The sequence below is a fragment of the Caldicellulosiruptor hydrothermalis 108 genome, assembly GCF_000166355.1.
GTDB lineage: Bacteria > Bacillota > Thermoanaerobacteria > Caldicellulosiruptorales > Caldicellulosiruptoraceae > Caldicellulosiruptor > Caldicellulosiruptor hydrothermalis.
In genome coordinates this window covers 1,836,913-1,863,047 of the sequence record NC_014652.1, presented here as the reverse complement: position 1 = coordinate 1,863,047, position 26,135 = coordinate 1,836,913, and the positions used below count along the sequence as shown (strand labels likewise).

Genomic DNA, 26,135 nt, shown 5'->3' with positions numbered 1-26,135 from the left:
TAACTATGATAAAGATTCTTTTGGTTGAAGATGAGATATTCATGAGAAAGGGTATAATTAAACTTATTGATTGGGAAAGGCTTGGATTTGAAATTGCATATGAAGCGGGAAATGGTCAGGAAGCCCTTGATATCCTCAAAAGTGAGAAAGTAGATGTGATAATAACGGATATAAAAATGCCAGTAATGGATGGAATTGAGCTGATAAAAAGAGTTTCAGAGGAGTTTGAAAACAAACCGGCAATAATAATTATCAGTGGGTACAATGAGTTTGAATTTGCAAAGGCAGCTATAAAGTATGGTGTAAATGATTATCTATTAAAACCTATAGATGAGAATGAGCTTATGCAAACATTAGAGAGGATAAAAACGAGGATATCAAGCGAAAAGGAAGACTATAAAAAGAAAGAATTATTTGAATATGTGAGAAGGAACTCAGCTTTTATAAAAGCTCTTGAGATACAAAATGATGATTATCTTGTAAGTAGTAGTGAAGATGGAGTGAAAAAATATCTTGGAATTTCAAAACAGGAAGCTTTTCAATATGAAGATGATTTGGCCATTTATGAAAAATTAATGGAAACAGAAAAAAGTGTAAATACTAAGTATTCGGACAAAGGTATGGAGATTAAATGTTATTGGGATAGTTACTTTAACTTACTTTTTGTAGTAAACACCATTCAAGGGGATAAGAAAAATAGTTTAGTTAAACAGATTTTTGACGAGATAAGAAGTCTATTAAATTTGCAGGCAATAATTGTGCAGGAGTATGTATCTAGCCAGAAGATACATACATTGTATAAACAACTTCTTAGAAAATTCAACTTTGCCCAATTTTACGAAAAGAGTGGTGTCATTGAGGCATCAGAGATAGGGGAATTTGAACATTACCTTGAGGATAAAAAACTTTCAAAAGAGCTGATAAGACTAATTGAAGAAAAGCGATTTAAAGATATAAATGTAAAACTTTCAAGGTTTTTCGATGAGTGCCAGAACAATAAAGTATCACCAGAAGTAATAAAAGGTTATATTCTCTTTGCTGTGCTTGAAATAATAGATTACTTTGAAGTATACCAGTTATTCGAAACTGATAGTATAAAGTTTATATTTAGGACAGACATACAGAAAAGCAAATTCATTTCCAAAGTCATGGAAATTTTAGACCAGGTGATAAATTGCATTGACCAGAACTCAAAATTTAATGGCTCGAGCTTTATGAAGAAAATAGAGTTGTTTATAAAAGAAAACTACAACAGAGACTTAACAATAAAAAGCATAGCCCAACAGTTTTATATTAATCCTATATATTTAGGAAGGATGTTCAAAAAACATTTTAATATGCCGTTTAATAAATATTTACATTTTGTACGTATTGAAAATGCAAAAAGATTGCTCTTGATGACTGATAAGAAGATTTATGAAATAGCAAAAGAAGTGGGTTATAGTGACCCTGACTATTTTGCATTAAAATTTGAAGAGTATGTAGGGAAAAGCCCTTCCAAATTTAGGAATTCTGTATCTGTCAATGAAGACTAATTTTCTATGTTATTTTTAGAAATCGTTTTCTAAAAATCTGCAGGAGGTTGTGATTTGCTATGATTTTATTAAGTAGCAGTAACCCAAAATACTCTATGTGTTGGCTCTCTTATAAACCTATAGAGAAGAAAGAATATGTCCAGGAAGTCGAAAAATTTTTGGAACAGATAGTGTTGTTGGAGAAGAATATATATTTTCAAAATGCAGGAAATGAGCTAAAAAAAGCTTTAGGTGCACTGTTTGGAACTGAACCGAGACTCAGCAATTCTGTGAATCTTTATATGGACAGTGGAATTATTTTAGGCAAAGTGACAAATGAAAAACTTAACATTTTTATAACCGAGGTTGAAAAGGAAGCAGTGGGAGAGGAAGGATTTTTAATAAAAGTTATAGATGAAAATAAGAGAAAATACATTATTGTTGCATCAAAAAGTGAAAAAGGGATAATATATGGGACATTTCATTTGATAAACAAATTTAGACTTAAAACAGGATTAAAAGAACTCAATTGTATAGAAAATCCAAAGGCCTCGTTACGAATTATTAACCATTGGGATAATATGGATGGAAGTATTGAAAGAGGATACGCGGGCAAATCAATATTTTTTACAAATGGTAGAATAAAACGCAATTATAAACGTATATGGGATTATGCAAGGCTTCTTGCCTCAATTGGAATAAACGGTGTTGTAATAAATAATGTGAATGTAAGAGATAAGGCCATATGGTTAATTACGCCCAAATATCTAAATGACCTTTCAAAAATAGCAGAAGTTTTCAGACTCTATGGAATAAAACTTTACCTTAGCATAAACTTTGCAAGCCCTATCTACATAGGAGGTCTTGACACTGCAGACCCACTTGACAAAAACGTTCAAAAGTGGTGGAAGGACACTGTAAAAACTATTTACAGCTACATACCAGACTTTGGTGGATTTTTGGTAAAAGCCGATTCTGAGTTCAATCCAGGACCTTATGTATACGGTAGAACGCACGCAGATGGGGCAAACATGCTTGCAGAAGAACTTTTACCTTATGGTGGAATTGTCATCTGGCGTGCATTTGTTTACAACTGCCTGCAGGATTGGAGAGATACAAAGACAGACAGGGCAAAGGCCGCATATGACAACTTTAAGCCTCTTGATGGGAAGTTTTCTGAAAATGTCATTTTACAAATAAAGTATGGTCCGATGGATTTTCAGGTAAGGGAACCTGTCTCACCTCTTTTTGGCGCTATGGAAAAGACAAACCAGATGATGGAGTTTCAAATAACACAAGAATATACGGGGCAGCAAATTCATCTTTGCTACTTAGGAACGCTATGGAAAGAGATTTTAGAGTTTGACACATATTGCAAAGGAAAAGGTTCGTACGTAAAGAGAATAGTGGATGGAAGTCTATTTGGAATGAAATATGCAGGATTTGCAGGTGTTTCGAATATCGGGGATAGCATCAACTGGACAGGTCATGACCTTGCGCAGGCGAATCTGTGGACGTTTGGAAAACTTGCGTGGGACCCGGACAGAAAGATTGAAGATATAGCAAGAGAGTGGACCATTTTAACATTTGGAGACGACAAAAAAGTGGTTGACAACATTTTATGGATGCTTCTTAATTCTCACGCAATCTACGAAAAATATACAACGCCGCTTGGGCTTGGCTGGATGGTAAATCCAGGTCATCACTATGGTCCAAACCCAGAAGGGTATGAGTATTCAAAGTGGGGAACGTATCACCGGGCAGACACAAAAGCAATTGGGGTTGACAGAACTTCAAGAGGAACAGGTTATACATTGCAGTATCATAAGCCCTGGCAGGAAATATTCGATGATATAAATAAATGTCCTGAAGAACTTCTTCTATTTTTCCACAGAGTGCCGTATGATTTTAGGCTGAAAAATGGAAAGACACTAATACAGTTTATGTATGACTCTCACTTTGAAGGAGCTGAGATGGTAGATGAACTTATAAAAAAATGGGAGGACCTGAGAGGAAAGATTGATGATGAAATTTTCAACAGAGTATATGAGAGATTAAAGATGCAAAAAGAGCATGCAATAGAATGGAGAGATGTTATCAACACATATTTTTATAGAAAGACAGGAATACCTGATGAAAAGGGAAGAGTAATATATCCATAAGACAAAATAGAATATTTTTTGAAAGAAAGCGAGGTTGAGAAGTTGAGATGTTTGAGCTGAAGAAAAAAGATATATCGAAACAAGATTTATGGCAAAAAGCCAATATTGTGTTGCCTCAATTTGACGTTGAAAAAATAGAAAATGCTACTTACCAAAATCCTGTATGGGTGCATTTTGGAGCAGGCAACATCTTTAGAGGATACATTGCAGCAATAGCCCAGAATTTAATTGAAAGAGGAGAACTTAACAGGGGAGTAATCGCAGTAGAGCTTTTTGACTATGAGATAATAGACAGGATATACAAACCTTATGACAATCTTTGTTTGGTTGTGACATCTGATGCAAAAGGCAATTTAGAGAAAAGAGTAATTGCGAGCATTACAGAAGAGCTAAAGTGTGATAAAAGCTTTGAAGCAGACTGGCAAAGACTTTGTAAAATTTTTGAAAGTTCCACTCTTGAGCTGGTGACATTCACAATAACAGAAAAGGGATACAATTTATTTGGTCTCAAAGGAGACTATCTGCCTGCAGTAAAAGAAGATATAGAAAATGGGCCGCAAAGTCCAAAAAGTTCGATGGGCAAGGTTGCAGCCTTGGCATATGTTCGATACAAAAGCGGCAGAAAACCAGTTGCGTATGTAAGCCTTGACAACTGTTCTAAAAATGGTGAAAAGCTGCAAAGTTCAATACTTCAAATAGCTAAAGAGTGGGCAAAAAGAGGTTTTGTTGAAGAGGATTTTGTTGAATACTTGAACGATTCATCTGTGGTTAGTTTCCCATGGAGCATGATAGACAAGATTGTCCCAAGGCCGTCGGAGAGAATAAAGGAACTTTTAGAGAAAGATGGACTGAAGAATATGAATATCATTTGCACATCGAAAAATACATACATTGCGCCGTTTGTCAATACAGAGAAAGCTCAGTACCTTGTAATAGAAGATAGTTTTCCAAATGGAAGACCGCCACTGGAGAAAGCAGGAGTGTTTATGACAGATAGAAAGACAGTAGAGGACTCTGAGCGGATGAAAGTTCAGACATGTTTGAATCCTCTTCACACGGCTTTAGCTATATTTGGCTGTTTGCTTGGGTACAAGACAATTTATGAAGAGGTAAAAGATGAGCATTTAAAAAGGCTTATCGAGAAGATAGGATATGATGAGGGATTGAAGGTTGTTGTTGACCCGAAGATAATAAATCCGAGGGAGTATATAAGGGAAGTGATAGAAGAAAGGTTCCCCAATCCTTATATACCTGATACACCACAGAGGATTGCAACAGACACGTCACAAAAGATGCCAATTAGATTTGGAGAGACTATAAAAGCATATGCAGAAAGCCCGGATTTAGATGTAAAAGGCCTTAAGTACATTCCTCTTGTAATAGCAGGGTGGCTGAGATATTTGATGTGCATTGACGATGAAGGGAAAACTTTTGACCCAAGCCCGGACCCACTTTTACCTGAACTTAAAAAACATCTTGATGGCATAGAACTTGGCAGAGAGTATGAAAATTTAGAAGAAAAGCTAAGGCCAATTCTAACTAATGAGGTTATTTTCAGGGTTGACTTATTTGAAGTGGGATTGTCTCAGAGGGTGGTTGAGTATTTCAAAGAGATGATACAAGGCATTGGAGCTGTTAAAAAGACCTTGCAAAAGTATGTAAATTAAAAGATTTTAAAAAAGAAAGGGGCTTGAAAAATGGGTTTTAAGATGACATTTAGGTGGTTTGGCCCAAATGATGATAATATTCCACTTGAGTATATACGGCAGATTCCAGGTATATATGGTGTTGTGACAGCTCTTTTTGATATTCCAGTTGGAGAGGTATGGCCGGAAGATAGGATTTTTGAGCTAAAAAGAATGGTAGAAGATGCAGGGCTTAAATTTGAGGTAATAGAGAGTGTAAATGTCCATGAAGACATAAAACTTGGTCTTCCAAGTCGAGATAGGTATATAGAAAACTATAAGCAGACCATAAGGAACTTAGCAAAAGCGGGAGTAAAGGTAATATGCTATAACTTTATGCCTGTATTTGACTGGCTGAGGACAGACCTTGCAAAAAAGCTTGAAGATGGTTCTGAGGTAATGGAATACAACCATGAGATGCTCAAAAACCTTACACCAGATGAACTTGTAAAAAGCATGGAAAAGGGCTCACAAGGATTTTCTCTTCCTGGGTGGGAGAGCTACAGGCTAAAACAGCTGCAAAGCTTATTTGAGATGTACAGGGATGTTGATGAGAATAAACTTTTGCAAAATCTTATCTACTTTTTGGAGAATATAATTCCTGTGTGTGAGCAGTGCGATGTTAAAATGGCAATACATCCAGATGATCCACCTTGGTCACTTTTTGGTCTTCCAAGAGTTGTAACGAACAAGAAAAATATAGAAAAGTTTTTAAAAGCGGTTGACAGTCCGTACAATGGGTTGACTTTGTGCACAGGGTCGCTTGGAGCAAACAGGGAAAACAATATTCCGGAGCTTATAAGGTATTTTGGTAAGATGGGAAGAATACATTTTTTGCATGTGAGAAATATAAAATTTACAGGTGAGAGGTCTTTTTATGAAACATCGCACCTGTCGACAGATGGCTCATTTGACATGTTTGAGATTATGAAAGCTATATATGACATAGGTTTTGACGGGTATATGCGACCTGACCATGGGAGGATGATTTGGGGCGAAAAGGGAAGACCTGGTTATGGGCTTTATGACAGAGCCCTTGGCATTGCGTATTTGAACGGGTTGTGGGAGGCAATTGACAAGATATCAAGAAACGAGAAGAAGTAGTAAGAAGAAAAGAGAAAGGTTTCTCCCGAAAACCGCCTGCTGGGGCTGGGAGGCTTTTATATGGCGGACTATAAATACCCCAGCCATCTTGAGCCTCTGCTTTTCTGAAGCGGCTCAAGATGTTCTTGAGTTTCAAAAATGCAGAAGATAAATTTGGACAGGTCATGGGAATATCTTGAGCTTGGTTTTGCAAATGTATTAAACTTAACAAGTTCAGAATATGAGTGGAAAAAGGTGGATCTGCCACATGATGCTGTAATTGAAAAAGAAAGAAGTGAGGCCAATCCCTCAGGTGCCGGTGAAGGGTATACTGCGGGATGCAGTTTGTATTACAAAAAAGAATTGATTTTAGATGAAGAGTGGCAAGGCAAAAACTTAATACTTGAGTTTGAAGGAATCATGGGTATAGCTGAGGTTTTTGTAAATGGTAGGTTAGTTGCTAAACACTTCAATGGATACACAAGTTTTCTAATTGATATAACAAAGCATGTCAAGTTTGATGATAAGAACATTATTATTGTGCGTGTAGAAAATACTCATAAGCCAAGCTCAAGATGGTACGCAGGTTGTGGCATATACAGACACGTGTGGCTACACATTGGTGGCAAGGTGTATATAAAACCATGGCATTTGCATGTTCAAACCAGAGCAATTGAAAATGAAACTGCAAAATTAGAAGTAAGAGCTGTTGTTGTCAACAGTGTTAATGAAAAAGTTCAAGGAGTAATAAAATTTGATGTATTTTCAAAAGATGAGAAACTAATTCTCAGCAGTGAAGAGAAGTTTTTGATTGGTAAAAATGAAGAAAAGGTAATTGCCAAAACCTTAGAACTAAAACCATTTAAATATTGGGATATAGAAGACCCATATCTTTATAAAATTCAAGCAACTATTATTTGTGATGAGAGTATTGAAGATAGTGCTTCTACATTGTTTGGTATTCGGACAATTTCAGTTGATCCAAAGGAAGGATTTAAATTAAATGGTAAGCCATTAAAATTAAAAGGTGGCTGTATTCATCATGACAACGGACCACTTGGAAGTGCGAGTTATGACAGAGCAGAAGAGAGAAAAGTAGAACTTTTAAAAGCTTCTGGATTCAATGCGGTAAGACTTGCACATAATCCTTTTGCTCCAGCTTTTTTGGATGCATGTGATAGATTAGGGATGCTTGTGATAGAAGAATTTTTTGATGTGTGGCATGCTGGCAAGGTTAGCTTTGACTACCATCTATTTTTTGACAAGTACTGGGAAGAAGATTTGGAGTCCACCATAATGAGGGACTATAATCATCCTTCGATAATAATGTGGTCAATAGGAAACGAGATTACATGGGGAGTTGGAGTTGATGTTGATGACGATAGCAGCTACTCAATATACACCTGGTGCGAGCGATTAGCTAAAAAGGTAAAAAGTTTGGATTCATCAAGGCTAGTAACAGCGGCACTGTGCGCAATTCCGGATGATTATAAAAGGCTTTTTGCTATAATTGAAGAAGGTAACTATGTAATTAGAATGCTTAAACAAGAAGCAGATGTTATTGAAGATAAATGGGGCGAGTTTTCAGAGAAGTTTTCAAGATTTCTGGATGTAGTTGGTTATAACTATAAAGTAGATAGATATGGATACGATAGGTATAAATATCCTGACCGAGTAATCTGTGGCACAGAAACTTATCCATATACTCTTTTTAAAAACTGGAAACAAACAATAGAAAATTCAAATGTTATAGGTGATTTTGTGTGGACGGCTATTGATTATTTGGGCGAAGCAGGTCTTGGCAGGGTAAGTATTGAAGTAGATGATCTCAAATCTTTTTGCGGGTCTTATCCATGGTTTTTAGCAAATTGTGGTGATATTGATATCTGTGGTGAAAAACGTCCTCAATCGTATTATAGAGATGTTGTTTGGGGAAATAGAAAAGACCCTTATATTGTAATACTTCCACCGCAAGTTTATGGCAAAAAACTATACTTTAAACCCTGGGCATGGGAACCGGTCGAAAGAAACTACACTTTTCCTGGATATGAAGGAATGAAGGTGGCTATACATGTCTATGCAGATGCAGATGAGGTTGAGCTGTTTGTAAATGGCAGAAGTTTGGGAAGAAAAGAAGCCGGGATTAATACTCAGTTTAAAACGGTTTATGACACAATTTATGAACCTGGAGTGATAGAAGCAATAGCGTTTAAAGATGGTAGAGAGATTGGCAGGGACAGAATAGAAACAACAGGTGAGCCCATAGCCTTGAAATTGGTGCCTGATAGAGAAGTTATATCCTCTTCTTATGGCGATTTGTGCTATATAAAAATAATGGCAGTAGATAGAAAGGGAAGAGAGGTTGTTTTCGCAGATAACACAATAGTTGTAGAAGTTGAAGGTGTTGGCGAACTTGTTGCTTTGGGAACTGCTGACCCTTTATCGGGAGAACCATTTGTTAGCCGAAAGAGAAAACTTTATAAAGGACGAGCACTGGCAATAGTAAAGAGCATTGGCAAAGAAGGAGAATTTAAATTGAAAGCTTGGGCAGAAGGATTGGATGGTGCACAAGTTTTTGTAAAGTGCATCTAAGGAGATTTAATTATCAATTTTTTCTAATTTAGTTAAATGTATATTTTGGGTATAATTGCCTTTCAACAAAAAGTATTGCTCAGTAATCGAGTTATATGATAAAATTAAAAACGACAGAGTAAATAGGGATTACTAAAAGAACAAAATATCTGAATCAAAGCCCACGAAGGGCTGAAGTAAGCAGCTTTTCGTGGGCTTTTTTATTTTTTCACAAATACTTTAAAAAAAGGAGGAAAGGTACAAATGCACATTCCTGATGGTTATTTAAGTCCGCAAACTTGTGCTACATTTTATGCTGCATCTACAGCAGCAGTTGGCTTTGCATTTGCAAAGTTTAAAAAATCAGTTGATGAAAAGACCTTTGTTCATCTTTCAGTGGCATCAGCATTTACATTTATTGTTATGATGTTCAACTTTCCGGTAGTTGGTGGCAGTTCTGCTCATATTACTGGAATACCGCTTATAACTTATCTGTTCGGGCCGTTTGCTTCAATCATAGCATCTACAGTGGTCTTGATAATTCAAGCTCTTTTGTTCAGAGATGGAGGAATTTTAGCACTTGGAACAAATGTGTTTAATATGGCCATTGCTATTCCGCTGGTTACCATTTTTGTCGACAGCCTTTTAAAAATAGCTAACCTCAAGAATGAAAAGGTGAGAATGTTTATAAGCACATACATTTCAACAAATGTGGCTGCACTTTTGACGGCAGTTGAGCTTGGACTTCAACCAATTTTATTTACAAAAGCAGGAAAACCGTTATATTTTATGTACGACTTAAAAACAACCATTCCTGCTATGATGGTTCCATACCTTTTGATTGTTGGGGTGGTTGAAGCAGTTTTGACAGTTTTGCTGTATTCACCTTTAAAAAATTTTGCTAAAATAAAAAAGTAATTTAAAGGGGTGGTTTATGTTATGAAAAAGGGCGTTGGTAAAAACTTTAAAACGATATTAATAATTCTGTTTGCCCTTGCTATTTTGACCCCGCTTGGGCTTTTGACGCAAAACCCGGCGTTTGGTGAGTGGACTCAGGAAGAAATAAAGAAGATGCTGGGGTTTGTGCCTGAGGGATTAAAAAAGTATGCTGAGGTTTATAAATTTGACCTTTTTGATGGCTATTCAGTTAAGTTTATTCACAACCAGTATATTGGCTATATTTTATCAGCACTTATAGGAATAGGGGTTATATTCGCCATATTTTTCTTATTAAAACATTTGATGACTGAAAGGAAGTAAGATAAAGTGCTGCCAGATTTTTTGAGAGAAGAAGATAACGTTGAAATCAAAGTTGCAAAAGAAGGATATGTGGAAAAGAGTCTTTCTGGTTACTTGAAAGTTTCTCAGTGGTTTTTCAAAAGAAACAAAAGTTTATTTACAAGGATTGACGAATGGGCAAAACTTTTGTTTTTAATATGGTTTAGTTTACTGGTGAGTATCTCTGATAGTATTTTGTTTTTAGCAGTTGCTTTTACTTTTGTATTGGTAGCTGCAACAATATCAAAAGCTGATATCAAGGCATTGATTGTTTCATCTTGGGGGTTTGTGCCGCTTGTTACATTTATCATAAGCATTCCTTATATGCTAATAACAAAGAATATTATGCCAGCTATTTTGCAGGTTTTAAAGACAGGTATCATTATAATGACAGGTGAGGTTGTAATATATAACTCAAGAATTGACAGGCTTTTTAAGCCTTTTTCTTTTTTTGGGGGATTGAAAGAATTCATATGGCTTGTTGAGCTCACGATAAGGAATATCTTTGTACTTTTGCACACAATTACAGATATTTTGTTCGCAAAGAAGATAAGGACGGTGGGTGTATCAAGGAATAGATTAGATTTTGTAAAATCTATGATAAAGGCCTTTGCTCAAAAGACCATGTATATTTCAGAGGTTACTTATATCTCCATGAAAACGCGCGGCTTTTCATCTGAGAATATTAAATCTGTGTATAGATTTGATGTCACTATCTCAGAACTTTTGGTGGTATTTTCATTAATTATTATGAGTATTTTGGAGAGGATTTTAAGATGAGCGCAGTGTTCAGGGGAAAAGATATAACATACAGGGTAAACAACAAAACCATTCTTGATAGTGCAAGCTTTGAGATTGAGAAAGGAAAGGCTTATGCGCTTGTAGGTTGCAACGGAAGTGGAAAAACTACGCTAATGAAAATACTTTCTGGAATCATACTTGATTTTGAAGGAGAGCTTTACTTTTATGATAAAAAAGTTGATAAAACTTCTTTTGATGAGCTTTTCAAAAACGGATTTTACAAAAAGGTAGGTTATATGTTTCAGGAGACAGAACTTCAGCTTTTTAATCTTACTGTGTTTGATGAGATTGCTTTTGGCCCAAGGCAGTTTATGAATGATGAAAGCAAAATCCAAAAAAGAGTTTTGGAGGTAGCAAAGTTTATAGGTATTGATAATTTACTTGAAAGTGATATACTAACTTTAAGCGGTGGGGAGAAAAAAAGAGTATCGCTTGCTTCAATACTTGCAAATAACCCGGAGGTTTTAATACTTGATGAGCCAACAAACGACCTTGACCCCAAAAGCATAAGGTTTTTTGCAAGGATTTTAAAACAGCTCAAAGATGTTGGAAAAACTCTAATTGTTTCTACGCACCACTTTGACTTGCTTTTTCGCTTGGCTGACTATACAATTTTGCTTTCACCAGACCACAGAATACTGAAGATTGGCACTACAAAAGAGATTTTAGAGGATAAAAATCTTTTGATTGAAGCTGAGGTCATAGATGAAGAATTTGAGGTTTGAGATGTTAGGGCTACTAAAACAAAAATTTTTAAAGGAAGTGAGCAGACCATATGAGGATTAGTAGACTTGATGATGTGGAAAAATTCAAAATCGAAAATGAAAGATTATTTTTTTCTGCCCAACATGAAGAGATTAAAATGGGTTTGACTACAGATATATACTTCATAAAAACACTTGAGGTTTTGAGGTACCTTAAAAGAGAGGATGCCTATGTTAAAGCTGAAATTTTTGCAAGAAGAGAAGGGATATTTTGTGGTCTTCCAGAAGTTTTAAATCTTTTAAAAGATGTTGATTGCAAGGTGTATTCTCTTGAAGAAGGGGAAAACTTTTCTGCAAAAGAGGTTGTAATGAGAATTGAAGGAAGATATGTAGACTTTGGAATTTATGAAACACCTATTCTTGGTATACTTGCAAGTTCATCAGCATGGGCAACAGCAGCCAGAAGATGCAAAGAGGCAGCGGGACAAAAGCCCATTTTATGTTTTGGTGCAAGGCATATACACCCATCTGTTGCGCCTGTAATGGAAAGGGCGGCGAAAGTGGGCGGCGCTGATGGGGTAAGCTGCATATTGGCAGCAAAGATATTGGGAATTTCAGCATCTGGCACAATTCCTCATGCCGCAATATTGATTGTAGGTTCTACAGAGGAGGTTGCGATTGCGTACGATAAGGTAATACCTGAAGATTCACCACGTATCATTCTTGTTGATACTTTTAAGGACGAAGCTCAAGAAGCTTTAGATGTTGCAAAAGTGCTAAAAGAAAAGTTGTATGGCATAAGACTTGACACGCCAAGTGAAAGAGGCGGGGTTACACCTGAGCTTGTCTATGAGGTAAGAAAAAGGCTTGATTTAGAAGGATTTGAGCATGTCAAAATTTTTGTGTCCGGCGGACTTGATCCTGAAAAAATAAAAATACTTTCAGAAGCGGGAGCAGATGCTTTTGGTGTTGGAAGCTATATCTCTTCTGCATCACCGATTGATATGACGATGGATGTAAAAGAGGTTGACGGCAAACCTATTGCAAAAAGAGGAAGAATTCCTGGAGTTATAGAAAATAAGAGGCTAAAGAGGGTGAAGTGATTTCTATGTATACCAAATTCAAAGTTATATAAATTGGGAATTCTCACAGATTGAATTGATTGAAAAATAATTTGGTAATTGGTAAAATGGATAACAAAGAATAAAATGATTATAATGAAAAATTTGTTGTGTCAATAAAGTTTAATCGGAGGGGTTGATTTAGCTGGCGACAGAATAACCTTAAGACAGTTAGAAACACATCTTTTCAAAGCAGCTGATATACTCAGAGGTAAGATGGATGCCTCTGAGTATAAAGAATATATTTTTGGTATGTTTTTTCTAAAATATACCTCGGATGTTTTAGAAGAAAAAAGACAGGAGTTAAAAGATAGATTTAAAGCTATGGGATTTTCTGAAAAACAAATACATGAACTATTAGAAGATCCAAGCTCTTATGGTGATGCCTTTTTTGTCCCTGAAAAGGCAAGATGGGAAAATATTTTAAAGTTAAAAGAAGATGTTGGAAATCAGCTAAATAAAGCTCTGAGCGCTTTAGAGGAAGCAAATCCAGAGCTTGATGGTGTTTTGAAACATATAGATTTTAATGCAGTAAAGGGAAAAACCCGACTCAAAGATCAGCAACTTATTGACCTTATTAACCATTTCAACAAGTATAAACTAACACCTTCAAACTTTGAATTTCCTGATCTACTTGGTGCTGCTTATGAGTATTTGCTAAAGGAATTTGCCGATTCAGCTGGTAAAAAAGGAGGAGAATTTTATACACCATCACATGTTAAAAAATTGATGGTAAGGTTGGTTAAGCCCCGTGAGGGTATGTCGATTTATGACCCAACTGTGGGCTCTGGTGGTTTCTTGATTGAGGCATTCCACTACGTTGAGGAACAAGGACAAAACCCAAGAAACTTAGCACTTTATGGTCAAGAACTTAATGGATTGACATGGTCTATATGCAAAATGAATATGATTTTGCACGGCATTAATGATGAATAAGATCTTGTTTATTAACGCTGATAGAGAGTATAGAGAAAGTAGAAATCGGAATTTCTTGAGACCAGAGGACATAGAAAAAATAGTCACAGTGTTTGATGAAAAGAAAGAGATACCTAAATACTCCAGGTTGGTTGATATAAAGGAGATAGAAGAAAACGATTTTAATCTGAATATTAGGCGTTATGTGGACAATTCTCCAGATCCTGAAATCGAAGATGTTCGTGCACATCTTTTTGGTGGTGTACCAAAGAAAGAAGTATTGCTGTATGAAAAACAGTTGAGGAAATTTAACTTGAGCTATGATATTTTGCTGGCAGAGAAGAGTGAAAATTATTTGGAGTTTAAAAAGGACATTACTGACAGAAATCAAATTAGGGAACTGATTGATAATTGCACTGAAGTGAAAGTTACAATAGAAAAACACAAAGAAAAACTTTTGGAGTGGTGGCAGTTTGTAAGGACTGAAATTGAACAGTTTTACGGCAAAAACAATCTTTGGAAGTTTAGAAATGAAGCTTTGGAAAAATTGAAAGATAGCTTATTGCCAATTGGAACATTTGATGAGTTCAAAATAGCGGGCATATTTGCAAATTGGTGGGAAGAGCTTGTTTATGATTTCAAAAGTATAGTTTCTGCTGGTTGGAATAGGAATTTGGTTGAAAGAGAAAGGATTAAGGAAAGGTATTTTAAAGAAGATGTAGAAGAAATGGAAGAACTTGAAAGTGCGCTTGCAGAACTCGAAGCAGATTTAAGTGAGCTTTTAGAAGAAGTTGAAGATTGGGATGAAGAGCAGCAGGGAGATAAGACTGCAAGCAAAGTCAAAGAGTTTTTGAAGGACTTGGTTAAAGATTTAAGATCAAAAGACAGCGAGGCTGCAAGAAGAGAAGCAAAAAAATGGGAAGATTTGTTAGAAAATATTGTTCAAAAAGAAAAGGAAATTAAAAAGGTGAGAAGTGAGATAAGCAGAAAGCAAAAGGAAATTGAAAATAAGATAGATGAAAAGATTGAATCTATTACTGAAGAAGAAGCAAAAGAGCTATTACTCGAAAAGTTCTTTGAATTAATTAGCAATCAACTTGACAAGTATTTAAATGCAGAGAAGAAAGAACTGATAAAGATTTTTGAAAAGCTTTGGGATAAATATCATGTGTCTCTTGAACATCTTTTAAAGGAACGAGAGCAGGAAGTCAGTAGGTTAAATAAATTTTTGGAGGAACTTGGATACTATGAGAGAGTCTAAACACCAAACATATTGCTTATAAGTTGGCGATTTGTTGGAATTTAGTTGGCGATTAGGGCGATTACAATAAGTATATTTGTAGGAAAGATTATTCAACAAGGGGATTGATGAGAAATGGATGGCATGAGTAGAAAAAATTATAAATTCAAAGACTCACCGCTTGGAAGGATTCCAGAAGAGTGGGAAGTGGTAAGATTGGGGGATATTGCAAAAATTAAGACAGGAAACAGTAATGTGCAGGATGCCGCAGAGACAGGCGATTATTTATTTTTTGATCGGTCTGGAGAGATAAAAAGAAGCAACAGGTATTTATTTGATAAAGAAGCCGTAATTGTTCCGGGAGAAGGGACGGAATTTTTGCCTAAATATTATTGTGGGAAGTTTGACCTGCATCAAAGAGCTTATGCCATTTTTGATTTTTCAAGTGTATTAAGTGGGGAATACCTGTTTTATGCAATGCATAAGTTCAACAGAATTTTAGCTAACTGGGCAGTTGGTACGACAGTAAAATCTTTAAGACTCCCCATGTTTGAAAATCTCTTATTACTTCTCCCCCCTCTCCCCGAACAACGCAAAATCGCTGAAATACTTGAGACAATTGATAATGCAATTGAAAAAACTGACGCTATTATAGAAAAGTACAAACGCATAAAGCAAGGTTTGATGCAAGATTTGCTTACTAAAGGAGTGGTGAGTGAGGGTGAAGGTGAAAGTGAGAGGTGGAGGTTGAGAGATGAGAATATTGATAAATTCAAGGATTCACCGCTTGGTAGGATTCCTGAAGAGTGGAAAATTTGTAAATTAGATCACCGTGAGATAACTATTATGATAACAGATGGTTCTCACTATTCACCACAACCGGTTGAAAATAGTGAATATTATATAGTAAATATTGAGAACATAATTAATGGGAAAATTGAGTTTGAAACATGTAAAAAAATCTCACCAAAAGATTACAAGAAATTAGTTTCTAATAAATGCAATCCAAAATACGGAGATGTATTATTTACAAAAGATGGGACAGTTGGAATTACTCTTGTTTTCAGTGGGGAAAGAAATGTGGTGTTATTGTCTTCTATTGCTATTATACGTCCTTCAAATTGTTTAGATTCATATTATCTCAAATATTCTTTGGAGACAGAACAGATTAAAAAACAAATTGATATCTTAATAGGTGGAAGTGTATTAAAGAGAATTGTATTAAAAGATATTAAAAGTTTAGTAATCTTTATTCCCCCCATCCCCGAACAACAACGCATAGCTTCAATTTTATCTCAAATAGATGAAGCCATAGAAAAAGAGCGAGCCTATAAGGAAAAACTTGAAAGAATCAAAAAAGGCTTAATGGAAGATTTGCTAACAGGCAAAGTTAGAGTAAACCATCTTATTGAGGAGGAAAATAAAGATGGTAACTAAATTGGATGAAGAACATTATGTTGAAAATCCATTCCTCTTTCAGCTTCAAAGGCTTGGATGGAAGATTTATAGACAAAACAAAGATAACCCTGAGGATACAAAAGAAATAATATCGTTCACTTCTTCATTAGAAGCTGAATATGGTGAAAGCCAAAAATTTAGAGAAAGCTTTAAAGAAGTAATCCTTGAGGGAGTTTTAAGGGAGTCTTTAAAGAGAATAAACCCATGGATAGAAGATGACCAAATAAGTGAAGTTGTTCGAAGAATTACAACACCACAGTCAAACTCTCTTTTAGAGGCAAATAAAGAAATCCACGACTTGCTTTTAGAGAACACCTCAGTTTCTGAAAATAGAAAAACAGGAGAAAAAAGCCCAACTGTTAAGTTTATTGATTTTAAAAATCCGGACAATAATTCATTCATTGCTATATCACAGTTTAAAGTGAATATAACGGGGACTGAAAAACATATTGTTCCCGATATAGTTCTTTTTGTAAATGGTTTGCCTCTTGTAGTGGTTGAGTGCAAATCTCCAGCAGTTGCTGACCCAATTTCTGAAGCAATTACTCAGCTTATGCGCTATTGTAACAGACGTGGCACAATTGAGGGAAATGAAAAGCTTTTCTGGTATAACCTCTTTATGGTTGCTACCTCGAATCAGGTTGCAAAGTATGGCACAATAACCTCAGAGTATGAGCACTTTGTTGAGTGGAAAGACCCTTATCCTTTTTCGCTGTCAAGCGTAAATCCACATGGAAATGTGACAAGCCAGCAGGTTTTAATTCATGGGATGCTTTCAAAAGAAAACCTTCTTGATCTGCTTCACACATTCACCATCTTTAAAGAAGATCCAAAGAGCAAAATGATAAAGGTTGTTGCAAGATATCAGCAATTTAGAGCAGTAAAGAAGATGATAAAAAGGTTAAAAGAGGGCAAAACACCAACCGAAAGAGGAGGAATTGTTTGGCATACACAAGGCTCCGGTAAATCTTTGACAATGATGTTTATGGTTCGAGAGCTTTATCACAATCCTGAGTTTGGAAACTACAAAGTTGTTTTTGTCACAGATAGAAGAGATCTTGAAAAGCAGTTAAATGAAACATCAAGAAGTGTTGGATTTACTGTTAATTTAGCAAGAAGCATTCAGGAGCTTAAAGAACTTTTAAAAACTGACACACCCGAACTTGTCATGGCTATGGTTCATAAATTTCAAGAGAGGGAATTAAAAGGAGAATTTCCTGTCCTCAATACATCACCTAATATTCTAATAATGATAGATGAAGCACACAGAACCCAATACAAGCTGCTGGGTGCAAATTTAAGAAAAGCTCTTCCAAATGCAACAAAAATAGCATTTACAGGTACACCTATAGAAAAGACCGAGATGACATTTGGCGATTACATAGACAAGTACAGCATAAAGCAGGCAGTTGAAGATGGTGTGACTGTTGAGATTGTATATGAAGGAAGAGTCCATAGCGCAGAGCTTACCGATGAAGAGGCAGCAAATGCAAAGTTTGAAGATGTTTTCAAAGACGCTGATAAAGATACAAAAAGAATGATAATGGGAAGATTCACATGGAGAGCATATCTTGAAGCTGAAGAGGTAATCCGCGACAAAGCCAGAGATATGATAGAGCACTATATAACTCATATATTCCCAAATGGATTTAAAGCTCAAGTTGTTACAGTGTCACGTCTTGCTGCAATAAGATATAAAAAAGCACTTGAAGAGGCTCTCAAAGAAAAGATTTCTGAATTGGAAAAAGAAAATAATTCAAAAATAGATTTAGAAACATTGAAAAAGTTAGAGGTTGGTGTGGTTATTTCAGGAGCTCAGAATGACCCACCTGAGTATCGTCCTTATACTGATCCAAATGAGCACGAAAGGATAATCAAAAGTTTTAAACTTCCATTTGACAAAGTGGATGAAAATGGTATCAGTGGCAATGTTGGTATTTTGGTTGTTCAAAATATGCTGATAACTGGTTTTGATGCACCTGTGGAGCAGGTTATGTATCTTGATAATGTGATTAAAGGACATAACTTGCTGCAAGCTATTGCAAGGGTGAATAGAGTATATAAAAATAAGTCTTGTGGTTTTGTTGTAGATTATGTAGGAGTTTTGAAACATTTAAAAGAGGCGCTGGCTATTTACGCAGATGAAGATATTGATGAAATTTCACAGGTTGTAAAGAACAAAGCAAAAAGCATTGATGAGCTAAAGTATGTTCACAATCTTATTGAAGAGTTTTTTGAAAAATATGGCATTAGAAACTGGCGCCAGAATGTAGATGAATGTATTGACATTCTTGTTGATGAGCAGGTCAGAAATGAATTTATAGCTCTTGTGAGATGGTTTAACCGTTGTATGGACGAGGTTCTTCCTGACCCTGCAGCACTAAGATACCTTACTGACTTGAAAATTCTTGCCTTCATAAAAGAATCCGCGCGAAATAGATACAGAGATGATAAGCTGAGTATAAAAGATGCAAGCAATAAAATAAGAGAAATTGTGGAAGAATACCTGATTTCTCAGGGAATAGATCCCAAAGTACCACCTACTCCACTTTTTGAAGACAAATTCCTTGAAAAACTTCACAAAAAATCAAGCAAGGCAAAAGCTCAAGAGCTTCAGCATGCGATAATTGAGTATATTGATGAGCATTGGGAAGAAGACCCAGAACTTTATGAGAGGTTTTCAGATAGACTAAAGAGGTTACTTCAAGAATACAAAGAAAATTGGGATGCTCAATGTATTGAATTAGAAAAATTAAGAGAAGAGTTGAAAAAAGGGAGAGAAGCAGAACAGACTTATGGGCTTGACCCTAAGAAAGAAATGCCGTTTTTTGGGTTGCTAAAAGACCGAATATTTGGGAAAAAACCTGTAAGTGAACTTTCTGAGAGCGAAATAGATTTTCTTGTTAGCACAACAAGAGATTTGGTAGAATTAATAAGCAGAGAGGTTCAAGCTGTTGATTTTTGGGAAAGTGCAACAAAACAAAGAAAGTTGAAATTCTTTATAATTTCACATTTGCTTGAAAAAATATCACCTGCTATGTATGAAAACAACCATGATGGAGTTAAAACTGAAACTGCAGTATATATCTCTAATTCTTCCGGTCAAAATATATTCAACAAGAGAAATGAAATAGCTCAAAGACTTTTAGAGCTTGCTTATCATCATTTTAGGAAGTGATATTATGGTAGACATTAAAATTGAAAAAATCATACGCTCAAATAGAAAAAACATAGCTTTGCAAATGACAGAAAATAGCACACTTATAGTCAAAGCTCCGATCAATGTGGATGAAAAAACAATATGGGATGTTATTCAAAAACATAGAAAGTGGATTGACAAGAGAAAGAAAGAGATAGAAGCAAGAGATCCCAAAACCTTGCCAAAAGAATTTGTCAGCGGAGAGGGATTTTTATACCTTGGCAGGTATTATAAACTGCACATAGTTGAAAACCAAGATGTCCCGCTCAAATTCGAAAATGGGTTTTATCTCTCAAGAAGTGCTTTGCCAGAAGCAAAGAATGTATTCATAGATTGGTATAAAAAAGCTGCCTATGAGAAGATTCTTGAGAGAGTAGACTGGTGGGCTCAAAAAAGAGGTTTTAAATACAACAAGGTAAATATAACAAATGCACAGAGAAGATGGGGTTCTTGTTCTGCAAAGGGTAACTTGAACTTTTCTTGGCGGCTTATTATGGCACCGCTGTCTGTAATAGACTATGTGGTTGTTCATGAGCTTGTCCATCTTGAAGAGAAAAATCATGGAAAAAGTTTTTGGACAAAGGTAAAACTTCTCATGCCTGATTATAAAAAACATGAGGATTGGCTGAAGAAAAATGGGTATTTGCTAACTTTATAGGGACTAAGCTCACTACTTTACATAAAACAAAAACCTGTGCTGACCATTTTTTAGACTTAGCTTTCTTCGTAGCACAGGTTTTTTGCTTACTTAAAGATATTTACTTTTCACTGGTGCGCCCGAGAGGACTCGAACCTCCGGCACATGGTTTAGGAAACCATTGCTCTATCCTGCTGAGCTACGGGCGCACAACGTTTTTGCAAACAATATAATACAACATTTTGAGGCTATTGTAAAGAGCCTTGAGACAAAAATCAAAGCAGCTTGAGAAAAAGGCGCAAAAAATATTTACAACCTCTGAAAATACTGATAAGATAAAATGTATACAGTTTATTAATTTCTACGCCAAAAAATTACAATTACAAGGGAGAGGCGAGTGTAATGCTTGATTTAAAATATATAAGGTCAAATCCAGAAAAGGTACAAGAAGGACTTTCTAAAAGAAACAAAGACATTTCAATTGCGCCCATTTTAGAGCTTGATGAAAGAAGAAGAAAGCTTTTGGCTGAGGTTGAAAGCCTGAAAGCTCTACAGAATCAAAAATCTAAAGAGGTTCCAAAGCTCAAAAAGGAAGGGAAAGATGTTACAGACCTTATGAATGAGCTAAAAGAGCTATCTGATAAAATTAAAGAATTAGATAGCAAAGTCAAAGAGGTTGAAGATGAGATAGAAAAGATTTTGCTCACAATCCCAAACATTCCTCATGAGTCTGTACCGGTTGGCAAAGATGATACAGAAAATGTTGAAGTAAGGCGCTGGGGTGAGGTAAGAGAACCTGACTTCGAAATAAAGCCTCATTGGGAAATTGGTGTAAATCTTGGAATCTTGGATTTTGAAAGAGCCTCAAAAGTGTCAGGAAGCCGTTTTACATTTTACAGAGGACTTGGTGCAAGGTTAGAAAGAGCTTTAATCAACTTCATGCTTGACCTTCACATTGAAAAGCATGGCTATACTGAGCTATTCCCACCTTTTTTAGTTGCGAGAAAATCTATGATTGGCACAGGGCAGCTTCCAAAGTTTGAAGAAGACGCTTTTAAGACAACAGATGATTATTTTTTGATACCAACAGCAGAGGTGCCTGTTACAAACTACCACAGAGAAGAGATACTCAAAGAAGAAGACTTGCCAATAAAATATGTTGCCTACTCAGCATGTTTTAGGGCAGAAGCTGGTGCTGCTGGCAAAGACACAAGAGGGCTTATTCGTCAGCATCAGTTTAACAAGGTTGAGCTTGTGAAGTTTGCGAAGCCAGAAGATTCTTATGATGAGCTTGAAAAGCTTACAGCTGATGCAGAGGATGTTTTAAAGGAATTAGGGCTTCCTTACAGAGTTGTTCTTCTTTGTTCAGGTGATTTAGGTTTTTCGTCAGCAAAGACGTACGACATTGAAGTTTGGATGCCAAGTTACGGAAGGTACGTTGAGATTTCTTCTTGTTCAAACTTTGAAAGCTATCAGGCACGAAGAGCAAACATCAGATTCAGAAGGAAAGACGGAAAACTTGACTATGTTCATACACTCAACGGCTCAGGCCTTGCTGTGGGAAGAACCTTAGCAGCAGTACTTGAAAACTTCCAGCAGAAAGATGGAACAGTAGTTGTTCCAGAGGTTTTGAGAAAGTATATGGGTACAGATGTGATAAAGTAAAAATTAGGAAAGAACAAAGGTAGCAGCAGGACATCATTTAAAGATTGCTGCTACCTTTTTTGTGCACCCAATTATGAATGGTTTTTATGATATTGTCTCTGTATACAACACCCAAGACAAACAAAATAGCAGCTGCAGCAGAAACTACAATTGCCATTGTGTAGTTTTTCTCTTCAAGGCTGCTTCCAATGTATGATGAAAAAAATATTCCTGGCAGTCTTGCAATGGCAACAATCGCAAAAAATCTTAGCGGTTTTATTGGCGAAAGTCCAGCAATGTATGTCAGAATGTCTTTTGGAAGTCCTGGTATCAAAAAGAGCAAGAATATGGCTATTTCTCCTTTTGGAGAATTGATAAGTGAATAAAATTTTCTGAGCTTTTCCTCTGAGACAATTTTCCTCACAAGACTATATCCCAAAAGCCTTGTTATATAAAATACACACACAGAGCCTATCATGATTCCAATTAGTGAATATACTGTGCCCAGCAGCGTACCATAAAGATATCCGCCAGAGATTTGTACAGCTTCACCTGGAATAGCAGAAATAATAACCTGAAGAATTTGAGTGAGGATGAAGACAAGTACACCAAGTTGACCAAAAGACAAAACCCAGCTTTTAAATTTCTGCGGATTTGAGACAATATTTACAAGAAAATGAGAATATCGTATGGCTACTGCCGTTGCCAGTAAAATAAATCCTGCAATTGCAATGATATTTAAGACAATTGAAAGATTTTTCCTCTTCACTTTTGCCCTCCAATGTCATACTTTAAGATGTTTTATAATTTAGTTCTCATCATATTACTATAACCTACTGATGAATTCTTTGCAATCCCTGATCCAAATATATGCAATTATGGTGTATTCAAAAATATGTTGATTTTTTAACATTCAAAATATATAATAAAAAGGTAGTGTTAAATATTGATTCTCTTTAATAGTTCAAATAAAAGACTGTAACGTTTTTGAAAAAGGAGGTACGAACATGGGCAAGATGATTGAGATAAGATGGCACGGAAGAGGTGGACAAGGTGCAAAGACAGCTTCTCTTCTTTTAGCTGAAGCTGCTTTCAACACAGGTAAGTTCGTTCAAGGTTTTCCTGAGTATGGTCCAGAGCGAATGGGTGCTCCTATAACAGCTTACAACAGAATAAGCGATGAGAAGATTACAATTCACAGCAACATTTATGAACCTGACTACGTAGTTGTTGTTGATGAGACATTAATCGGAAGTGTTGATGTAACAAAAGGGCTCAAAAAAGATGGTGCGATAATTGTCAACACTTCAAAGTCTCCTGAAGAAGTAAAGAAGATGCTTGGGAACTTTGATGGAAAGGTTTACACAATTGACGCAAGAAAGATTTCAATGGAGTGTTTGGGCAAGTATTTCCCGAACATCCCTGTTCTTGGAGCGGTTATAAAGGTAACAGGCATTATTCCCGAAGAAGAAGCAATAAAGGACATGGAAGGGTCGCTCAAGCACAAGTTTGCAACAAAGCCAGATGTGATTGAGGGTAACCTCAAAGCGTTTGTTAGAGGAATGCAGGAGGTGCAAGGATAATGAGAAAGATGAAAATAACAGAAGATGTTACATGGAAGGAAATAACACCGGCAGGTGTAATTATCGACCCAGGTAATGCAGAGGACTTTAAAACAGGCGACTGGAGAACAATGAGACCTGTATGGCATGAAGATAAGTGCAAGCAGTGTCTGTTCTGCTTCTATGTATGTCCAGATTCATCTATAAAGGTTGAAAATGGGAAGATGGTCGGAGTTGACTATGACCACTGCAAAGGTTGCGGAGTTTGCACAGAGGTTTGTCCATTTAAAGCTTTTGATTTTGTAGAGGAGAAGAAATAAGAAAGAATTTTGAATTTGAGGAGGGAATACACAAGATGGCTATTCGTGATAGACTTTCTGGTAACGAAGCGGTAGCTTTTGCAATGAAACAGATAAACCCTGATGTTGTTGCCGCTTTTCCAATTACACCTTCAACTGAGGTACCACAATATTTTTCTCAATATGTTGCAAACGGTGAGGTAGACACTGAGTTTGTTGCTGTTGAGTCTGAGCACAGCGCAATGAGCGCATGTATTGGTGCGTCAGCTGCTGGAGCCCGAACAATGACAGCAACATCCTCACAAGGTCTTGCACTCATGTGGGAGATGCTCTACATTGCAGCGTCAATGAGACTTCCAATTGTTATGGCAGTTATAAACAGAGCTCTTTCTGGTCCTATTAATATTCACAACGACCATTCAGACTCAATGGGTGCAAGAGATAGTGGCTGGATTCAGATTTACTGCGAAAACAACCAGGAAGCTTACGACTCTTTGATTCAGGCAATAAGGATTGCTGAACACAAGGATGTAAGACTTCCTGTGATGGTTTGCTATGACGGATTTATTACAAGCCATGCTGTTGAAAATATAGAGCTTTTGGAAGATGAACTTGTAAAGAAGTTTGTAGGTGAATACAATCCAGAGTTTTATCTTTTGAACGAGCAAAACCCAATTTCAATGGGTCCGTTAGACTTGCCACCATACTACTTTGAGCACAAAAGGCAGCAGGCTGAAGCTATGAAAAACGCTAAAAAGGTAGTACTTGAGGTTGCAGAAGAGTTTGCTGCCTTGACAGGCAGAAAGTATGGTCTTTTTGAGGCATACAAGCTTGACGATGCAGAGGTTGCAATTGTTGTTATGAACTCAACAGCAGGAACAGCTAAAGCTGTTGTTGACGAGTACAGAAGCAAAGGGTACAAGGTAGGTCTTTTAAAGCCAAGACTTTTCAGACCATTCCCTGTTGATGAGATTGTAGGGGCACTCAAGCACTTAAAAGCAGTTGCTATAATGGACAAATCAGATGGATTTAACGCAGCTGGCGGTCCACTTTTCACTGAGATTACAAGTGCTCTTTATGGAAGAGCAGAGGGCATAAAGGCTATCAACTACATCTATGGTCTTGGCGGAAGAGATGTCAAGACAGATGACATCGCAAAGGTTTATGACAGACTTCTTGACATTGTCAAGACAGGAAATGTTGGAGAAGTTTACAACTACATTGGTGTGAGAGAATAAGGAGGTGCAAAATAAAGATGGCATACAATATAAAAGAGCTTGCTGCAAGACCTGAAAGGTTTACAGGCGGGCACAGAATGTGTGCAGGGTGCGGTGCACCTGTTGCTGTAAGAGCAGTGCTCAGAGCACTCAAACCAGAAGATAGGGCTGTTGTTGGTGTTGCAACAGGATGTTTGGAGGTTTCAAGCTGTATTTACCCATACACAGCATGGAAAGACTCATTCATCCACAGTGCGTTTGAGAACGCTGCTGCAACAGTTGCTGGTGCTGAGGCTGCATACAGGGTTTTAAAGAAAAAAGGAAAAATCCAGGGTGAGTTTAAGTTTATCGCGTTTGGCGGCGACGGTGGAACATACGATATTGGTCTTCAGTCTCTCTCTGGTGCAATGGAAAGAGGACACAACATGGTATATGTCTGCTATGACAACGGTGCTTATATGAACACAGGTATCCAGAGATCTTCTGCTACACCACTTTACGCTGATACAACAACATCTCCACAGGGAAAAGTGCTTCCAGGTAAGATGCAGTGGAGAAAGGATTTAACAGAAGTCATGGTTGCGCATGGAATTCCGTATGTTGCACAGACAGCTTTCATCACACCAAACCTCAAAGACTTAATTGAAAAGGCTGAAAAGGCTCTTTACACAGATGGACCAGCATTTTTAAATGTTTTGGCTCCGTGTCCAAGAGGTTGGAGATATGAGACTTCTAAGCTCATTGAAATTTCAAAGCTTGCGGTTGATACATGTTTCTGGCCGCTTTATGAGGTTGTAAATGGTCAGTACAGACTCACATACAAGCCAAAAGAAAAGCTTCCTGTTGTTGAGTTTTTAAAGACTCAAGGAAGGTTCAGACACCTGTTCAAAAAAGGAAATGAACATTTGATTGAGCAGATTCAGCAGGAAGTTGACAGAAGATGGGAAAGACTTTTAGAGCTTTGTGGTGAAAAATAAGCGGTATTAATATATAGCAAAAACAAAAGGCTCTCTGCCTGAAAGGTTTATATAGGTTTTAGGCGGGG

The 26,135-nt window shown here is 36.6% G+C and carries 19 protein-coding genes, 1 tRNA gene and 1 pseudogene; 19 read left to right on the top strand and 2 right to left on the bottom strand.

What is annotated here, in order from left to right; translation table 11 throughout:
• Nucleotides 1–5 precede the first annotated feature (5 nt).
• The 14 genes and pseudogenes from CALHY_RS09260 (at nt 6) to CALHY_RS09195 (ending at nt 20,389) form a co-directional block, all read left to right on the top strand.
• Nucleotides 6–1,535, top strand: a complete 1,530-nt coding sequence (locus CALHY_RS09260; RefSeq protein ID WP_013403696.1) for a response regulator transcription factor — start codon at nt 6–8, stop codon at nt 1,533–1,535.
• Nucleotides 1,536–1,594: 59 nt separating this feature from the next.
• Nucleotides 1,595–3,676, top strand: coding sequence for an alpha-glucuronidase family glycosyl hydrolase (locus CALHY_RS09255; RefSeq protein WP_013403695.1), 2,082 nt, complete (start codon nt 1,595–1,597; stop codon nt 3,674–3,676).
• Nucleotides 3,677–3,723: 47 nt separating this feature from the next.
• Nucleotides 3,724–5,343 carry a mannitol dehydrogenase family protein gene (locus tag CALHY_RS09250; protein WP_013403694.1) on the top strand — a complete coding sequence of 540 codons (1,620 nt, stop codon included), beginning with the start codon at nt 3,724–3,726 and terminating at the stop codon, nt 5,341–5,343.
• Between the two features lie 30 nt (nt 5,344–5,373).
• The gene (gene uxuA / locus CALHY_RS09245; protein ID WP_013403693.1) at nt 5,374–6,465 is read left to right on the top strand and encodes a mannonate dehydratase; all 1,092 of its coding nucleotides are present in this window, start codon (nt 5,374–5,376) and stop codon (nt 6,463–6,465) included.
• A gap of 138 nt (nt 6,466–6,603) precedes the next feature.
• On the top strand, nt 6,604–9,036 hold the full coding sequence (locus CALHY_RS09240; RefSeq protein WP_013403692.1) for a glycoside hydrolase family 2 TIM barrel-domain containing protein: 2,433 nt from the start codon (nt 6,604–6,606) through the stop codon (nt 9,034–9,036).
• A gap of 243 nt (nt 9,037–9,279) precedes the next feature.
• Entirely contained in the window at nt 9,280–9,933 is a 654-nt protein-coding gene (locus tag CALHY_RS09235) for an energy-coupling factor ABC transporter permease (protein ID WP_013403691.1), read from the top strand.
• Nucleotides 9,934–9,954: 21 nt separating this feature from the next.
• Nucleotides 9,955–10,275 (top strand): PDGLE domain-containing protein, encoded by a 321-nt coding sequence (locus CALHY_RS09230; protein ID WP_013403690.1) that lies wholly within the window; start codon nt 9,955–9,957, stop codon nt 10,273–10,275.
• Between the two features lie 6 nt (nt 10,276–10,281).
• Nucleotides 10,282–11,073 carry an energy-coupling factor transporter transmembrane component T family protein gene (locus tag CALHY_RS09225; protein ID WP_013403689.1) on the top strand — a complete coding sequence of 264 codons (792 nt, stop codon included), beginning with the start codon at nt 10,282–10,284 and terminating at the stop codon, nt 11,071–11,073.
• Nucleotides 11,070–11,819 (top strand): energy-coupling factor ABC transporter ATP-binding protein, encoded by a 750-nt coding sequence (locus CALHY_RS09220; RefSeq protein ID WP_013403688.1) that lies wholly within the window; start codon nt 11,070–11,072, stop codon nt 11,817–11,819. The genes CALHY_RS09225 and CALHY_RS09220 overlap by 4 nt, the downstream gene beginning before the upstream one ends.
• A gap of 50 nt (nt 11,820–11,869) precedes the next feature.
• The gene (locus tag CALHY_RS09215) at nt 11,870–12,901 is read left to right on the top strand and encodes a nicotinate phosphoribosyltransferase (protein WP_013403687.1); all 1,032 of its coding nucleotides are present in this window, start codon (nt 11,870–11,872) and stop codon (nt 12,899–12,901) included.
• Between the two features lie 144 nt (nt 12,902–13,045).
• Nucleotides 13,046–15,095: pseudogene (locus tag CALHY_RS14120) on the top strand (N-6 DNA methylase).
• Nucleotides 15,096–15,209: 114 nt separating this feature from the next.
• On the top strand, nt 15,210–16,511 hold the full coding sequence (locus CALHY_RS09205; RefSeq protein WP_013403686.1) for a restriction endonuclease subunit S: 1,302 nt from the start codon (nt 15,210–15,212) through the stop codon (nt 16,509–16,511).
• On the top strand, nt 16,501–19,710 hold the full coding sequence (locus CALHY_RS09200) for a type I restriction endonuclease subunit R (protein WP_013403685.1): 3,210 nt from the start codon (nt 16,501–16,503) through the stop codon (nt 19,708–19,710). The genes CALHY_RS09205 and CALHY_RS09200 overlap by 11 nt, the downstream gene beginning before the upstream one ends.
• 4 nt (nt 19,711–19,714) lie before the next feature.
• On the top strand, nt 19,715–20,389 hold the full coding sequence (locus tag CALHY_RS09195) for a M48 family metallopeptidase (protein ID WP_013403684.1): 675 nt from the start codon (nt 19,715–19,717) through the stop codon (nt 20,387–20,389).
• 111 nt (nt 20,390–20,500) lie between these two features.
• On the opposite strand, the gene CALHY_RS09190 is transcribed toward CALHY_RS09195, so the two are convergent.
• A tRNA-Arg gene (locus CALHY_RS09190) sits at nt 20,501–20,577 on the bottom strand.
• 193 nt (nt 20,578–20,770) lie between these two features.
• Between CALHY_RS09190 and serS the strand changes: the two genes are divergently transcribed.
• Nucleotides 20,771–22,033 (top strand): serine--tRNA ligase, encoded by a 1,263-nt coding sequence (serS, locus tag CALHY_RS09185; protein WP_013403683.1) that lies wholly within the window; start codon nt 20,771–20,773, stop codon nt 22,031–22,033.
• Between the two features lie 37 nt (nt 22,034–22,070).
• Here the strand turns inward: serS and CALHY_RS09180 are convergent, their stop codons facing one another.
• A complete protein-coding gene (locus tag CALHY_RS09180) occupies nt 22,071–22,781 on the bottom strand; it encodes a TVP38/TMEM64 family protein (protein WP_013403682.1) in 711 nt (236 codons plus the stop codon).
• Between the two features lie 238 nt (nt 22,782–23,019).
• Between CALHY_RS09180 and CALHY_RS09175 the strand changes: the two genes are divergently transcribed.
• From CALHY_RS09175 to CALHY_RS09160, 4 genes are read left to right on the top strand one after another with little or no spacing between them, the layout of a single operon-like run.
• A complete protein-coding gene (locus CALHY_RS09175; protein ID WP_013403681.1) occupies nt 23,020–23,595 on the top strand; it encodes a 2-oxoacid:acceptor oxidoreductase family protein in 576 nt (191 codons plus the stop codon).
• On the top strand, nt 23,595–23,894 hold the full coding sequence (locus CALHY_RS09170; protein ID WP_013290123.1) for a 4Fe-4S binding protein: 300 nt from the start codon (nt 23,595–23,597) through the stop codon (nt 23,892–23,894). The genes CALHY_RS09175 and CALHY_RS09170 overlap by 1 nt, the downstream gene beginning before the upstream one ends.
• Nucleotides 23,895–23,929: 35 nt before the next feature.
• Complete coding sequence (gene porA, locus CALHY_RS09165; RefSeq protein WP_013403680.1) at nt 23,930–25,111, top strand: 2-ketoisovalerate ferredoxin oxidoreductase subunit alpha; 1,182 nt, start codon at nt 23,930–23,932, stop codon at nt 25,109–25,111.
• Nucleotides 25,112–25,128: 17 nt separating this feature from the next.
• Entirely contained in the window at nt 25,129–26,067 is a 939-nt protein-coding gene (locus tag CALHY_RS09160) for a thiamine pyrophosphate-dependent enzyme (protein WP_013403679.1), read from the top strand.
• Nucleotides 26,068–26,135: the final 68 nt, after the last annotated feature.

Bases quoted from the DNA above. Each gene is read 5' to 3' on its own strand.
- CALHY_RS09160 (WP_013403679.1), top strand. From the start codon at position 25,129: ATGGCATACAATATAAAAGAGCTTGCTGCAAGACCTGAAAGGTTTACA.
- CALHY_RS09230 (WP_013403690.1), top strand. From the start codon at position 9,955: ATGAAAAAGGGCGTTGGTAAAAACTTTAAAACGATATTAATAATTCTG.
- CALHY_RS09260 (WP_013403696.1), top strand. From the start codon at position 6: ATGATAAAGATTCTTTTGGTTGAAGATGAGATATTCATGAGAAAGGGT.
- CALHY_RS09250 (WP_013403694.1), top strand. From the start codon at position 3,724: ATGTTTGAGCTGAAGAAAAAAGATATATCGAAACAAGATTTATGGCAA.
- CALHY_RS09235 (WP_013403691.1), top strand. From the start codon at position 9,280: ATGCACATTCCTGATGGTTATTTAAGTCCGCAAACTTGTGCTACATTT.
- CALHY_RS09195 (WP_013403684.1), top strand. From the start codon at position 19,715: ATGGTAGACATTAAAATTGAAAAAATCATACGCTCAAATAGAAAAAAC.
- CALHY_RS09255 (WP_013403695.1), top strand. From the start codon at position 1,595: ATGATTTTATTAAGTAGCAGTAACCCAAAATACTCTATGTGTTGGCTC.
- CALHY_RS09170 (WP_013290123.1), top strand. From the start codon at position 23,595: ATGAGAAAGATGAAAATAACAGAAGATGTTACATGGAAGGAAATAACA.
- CALHY_RS09240 (WP_013403692.1), top strand. From the start codon at position 6,604: ATGCAGAAGATAAATTTGGACAGGTCATGGGAATATCTTGAGCTTGGT.
- CALHY_RS09215 (WP_013403687.1), top strand. From the start codon at position 11,870: ATGAGGATTAGTAGACTTGATGATGTGGAAAAATTCAAAATCGAAAAT.
- CALHY_RS09205 (WP_013403686.1), top strand. From the start codon at position 15,210: ATGGATGGCATGAGTAGAAAAAATTATAAATTCAAAGACTCACCGCTT.
- CALHY_RS09220 (WP_013403688.1), top strand. From the start codon at position 11,070: ATGAGCGCAGTGTTCAGGGGAAAAGATATAACATACAGGGTAAACAAC.
- CALHY_RS09175 (WP_013403681.1), top strand. From the start codon at position 23,020: ATGGGCAAGATGATTGAGATAAGATGGCACGGAAGAGGTGGACAAGGT.
- serS (WP_013403683.1), top strand. From the start codon at position 20,771: ATGCTTGATTTAAAATATATAAGGTCAAATCCAGAAAAGGTACAAGAA.
- uxuA (WP_013403693.1), top strand. From the start codon at position 5,374: ATGGGTTTTAAGATGACATTTAGGTGGTTTGGCCCAAATGATGATAAT.
- CALHY_RS09200 (WP_013403685.1), top strand. From the start codon at position 16,501: ATGGTAACTAAATTGGATGAAGAACATTATGTTGAAAATCCATTCCTC.
- porA (WP_013403680.1), top strand. From the start codon at position 23,930: ATGGCTATTCGTGATAGACTTTCTGGTAACGAAGCGGTAGCTTTTGCA.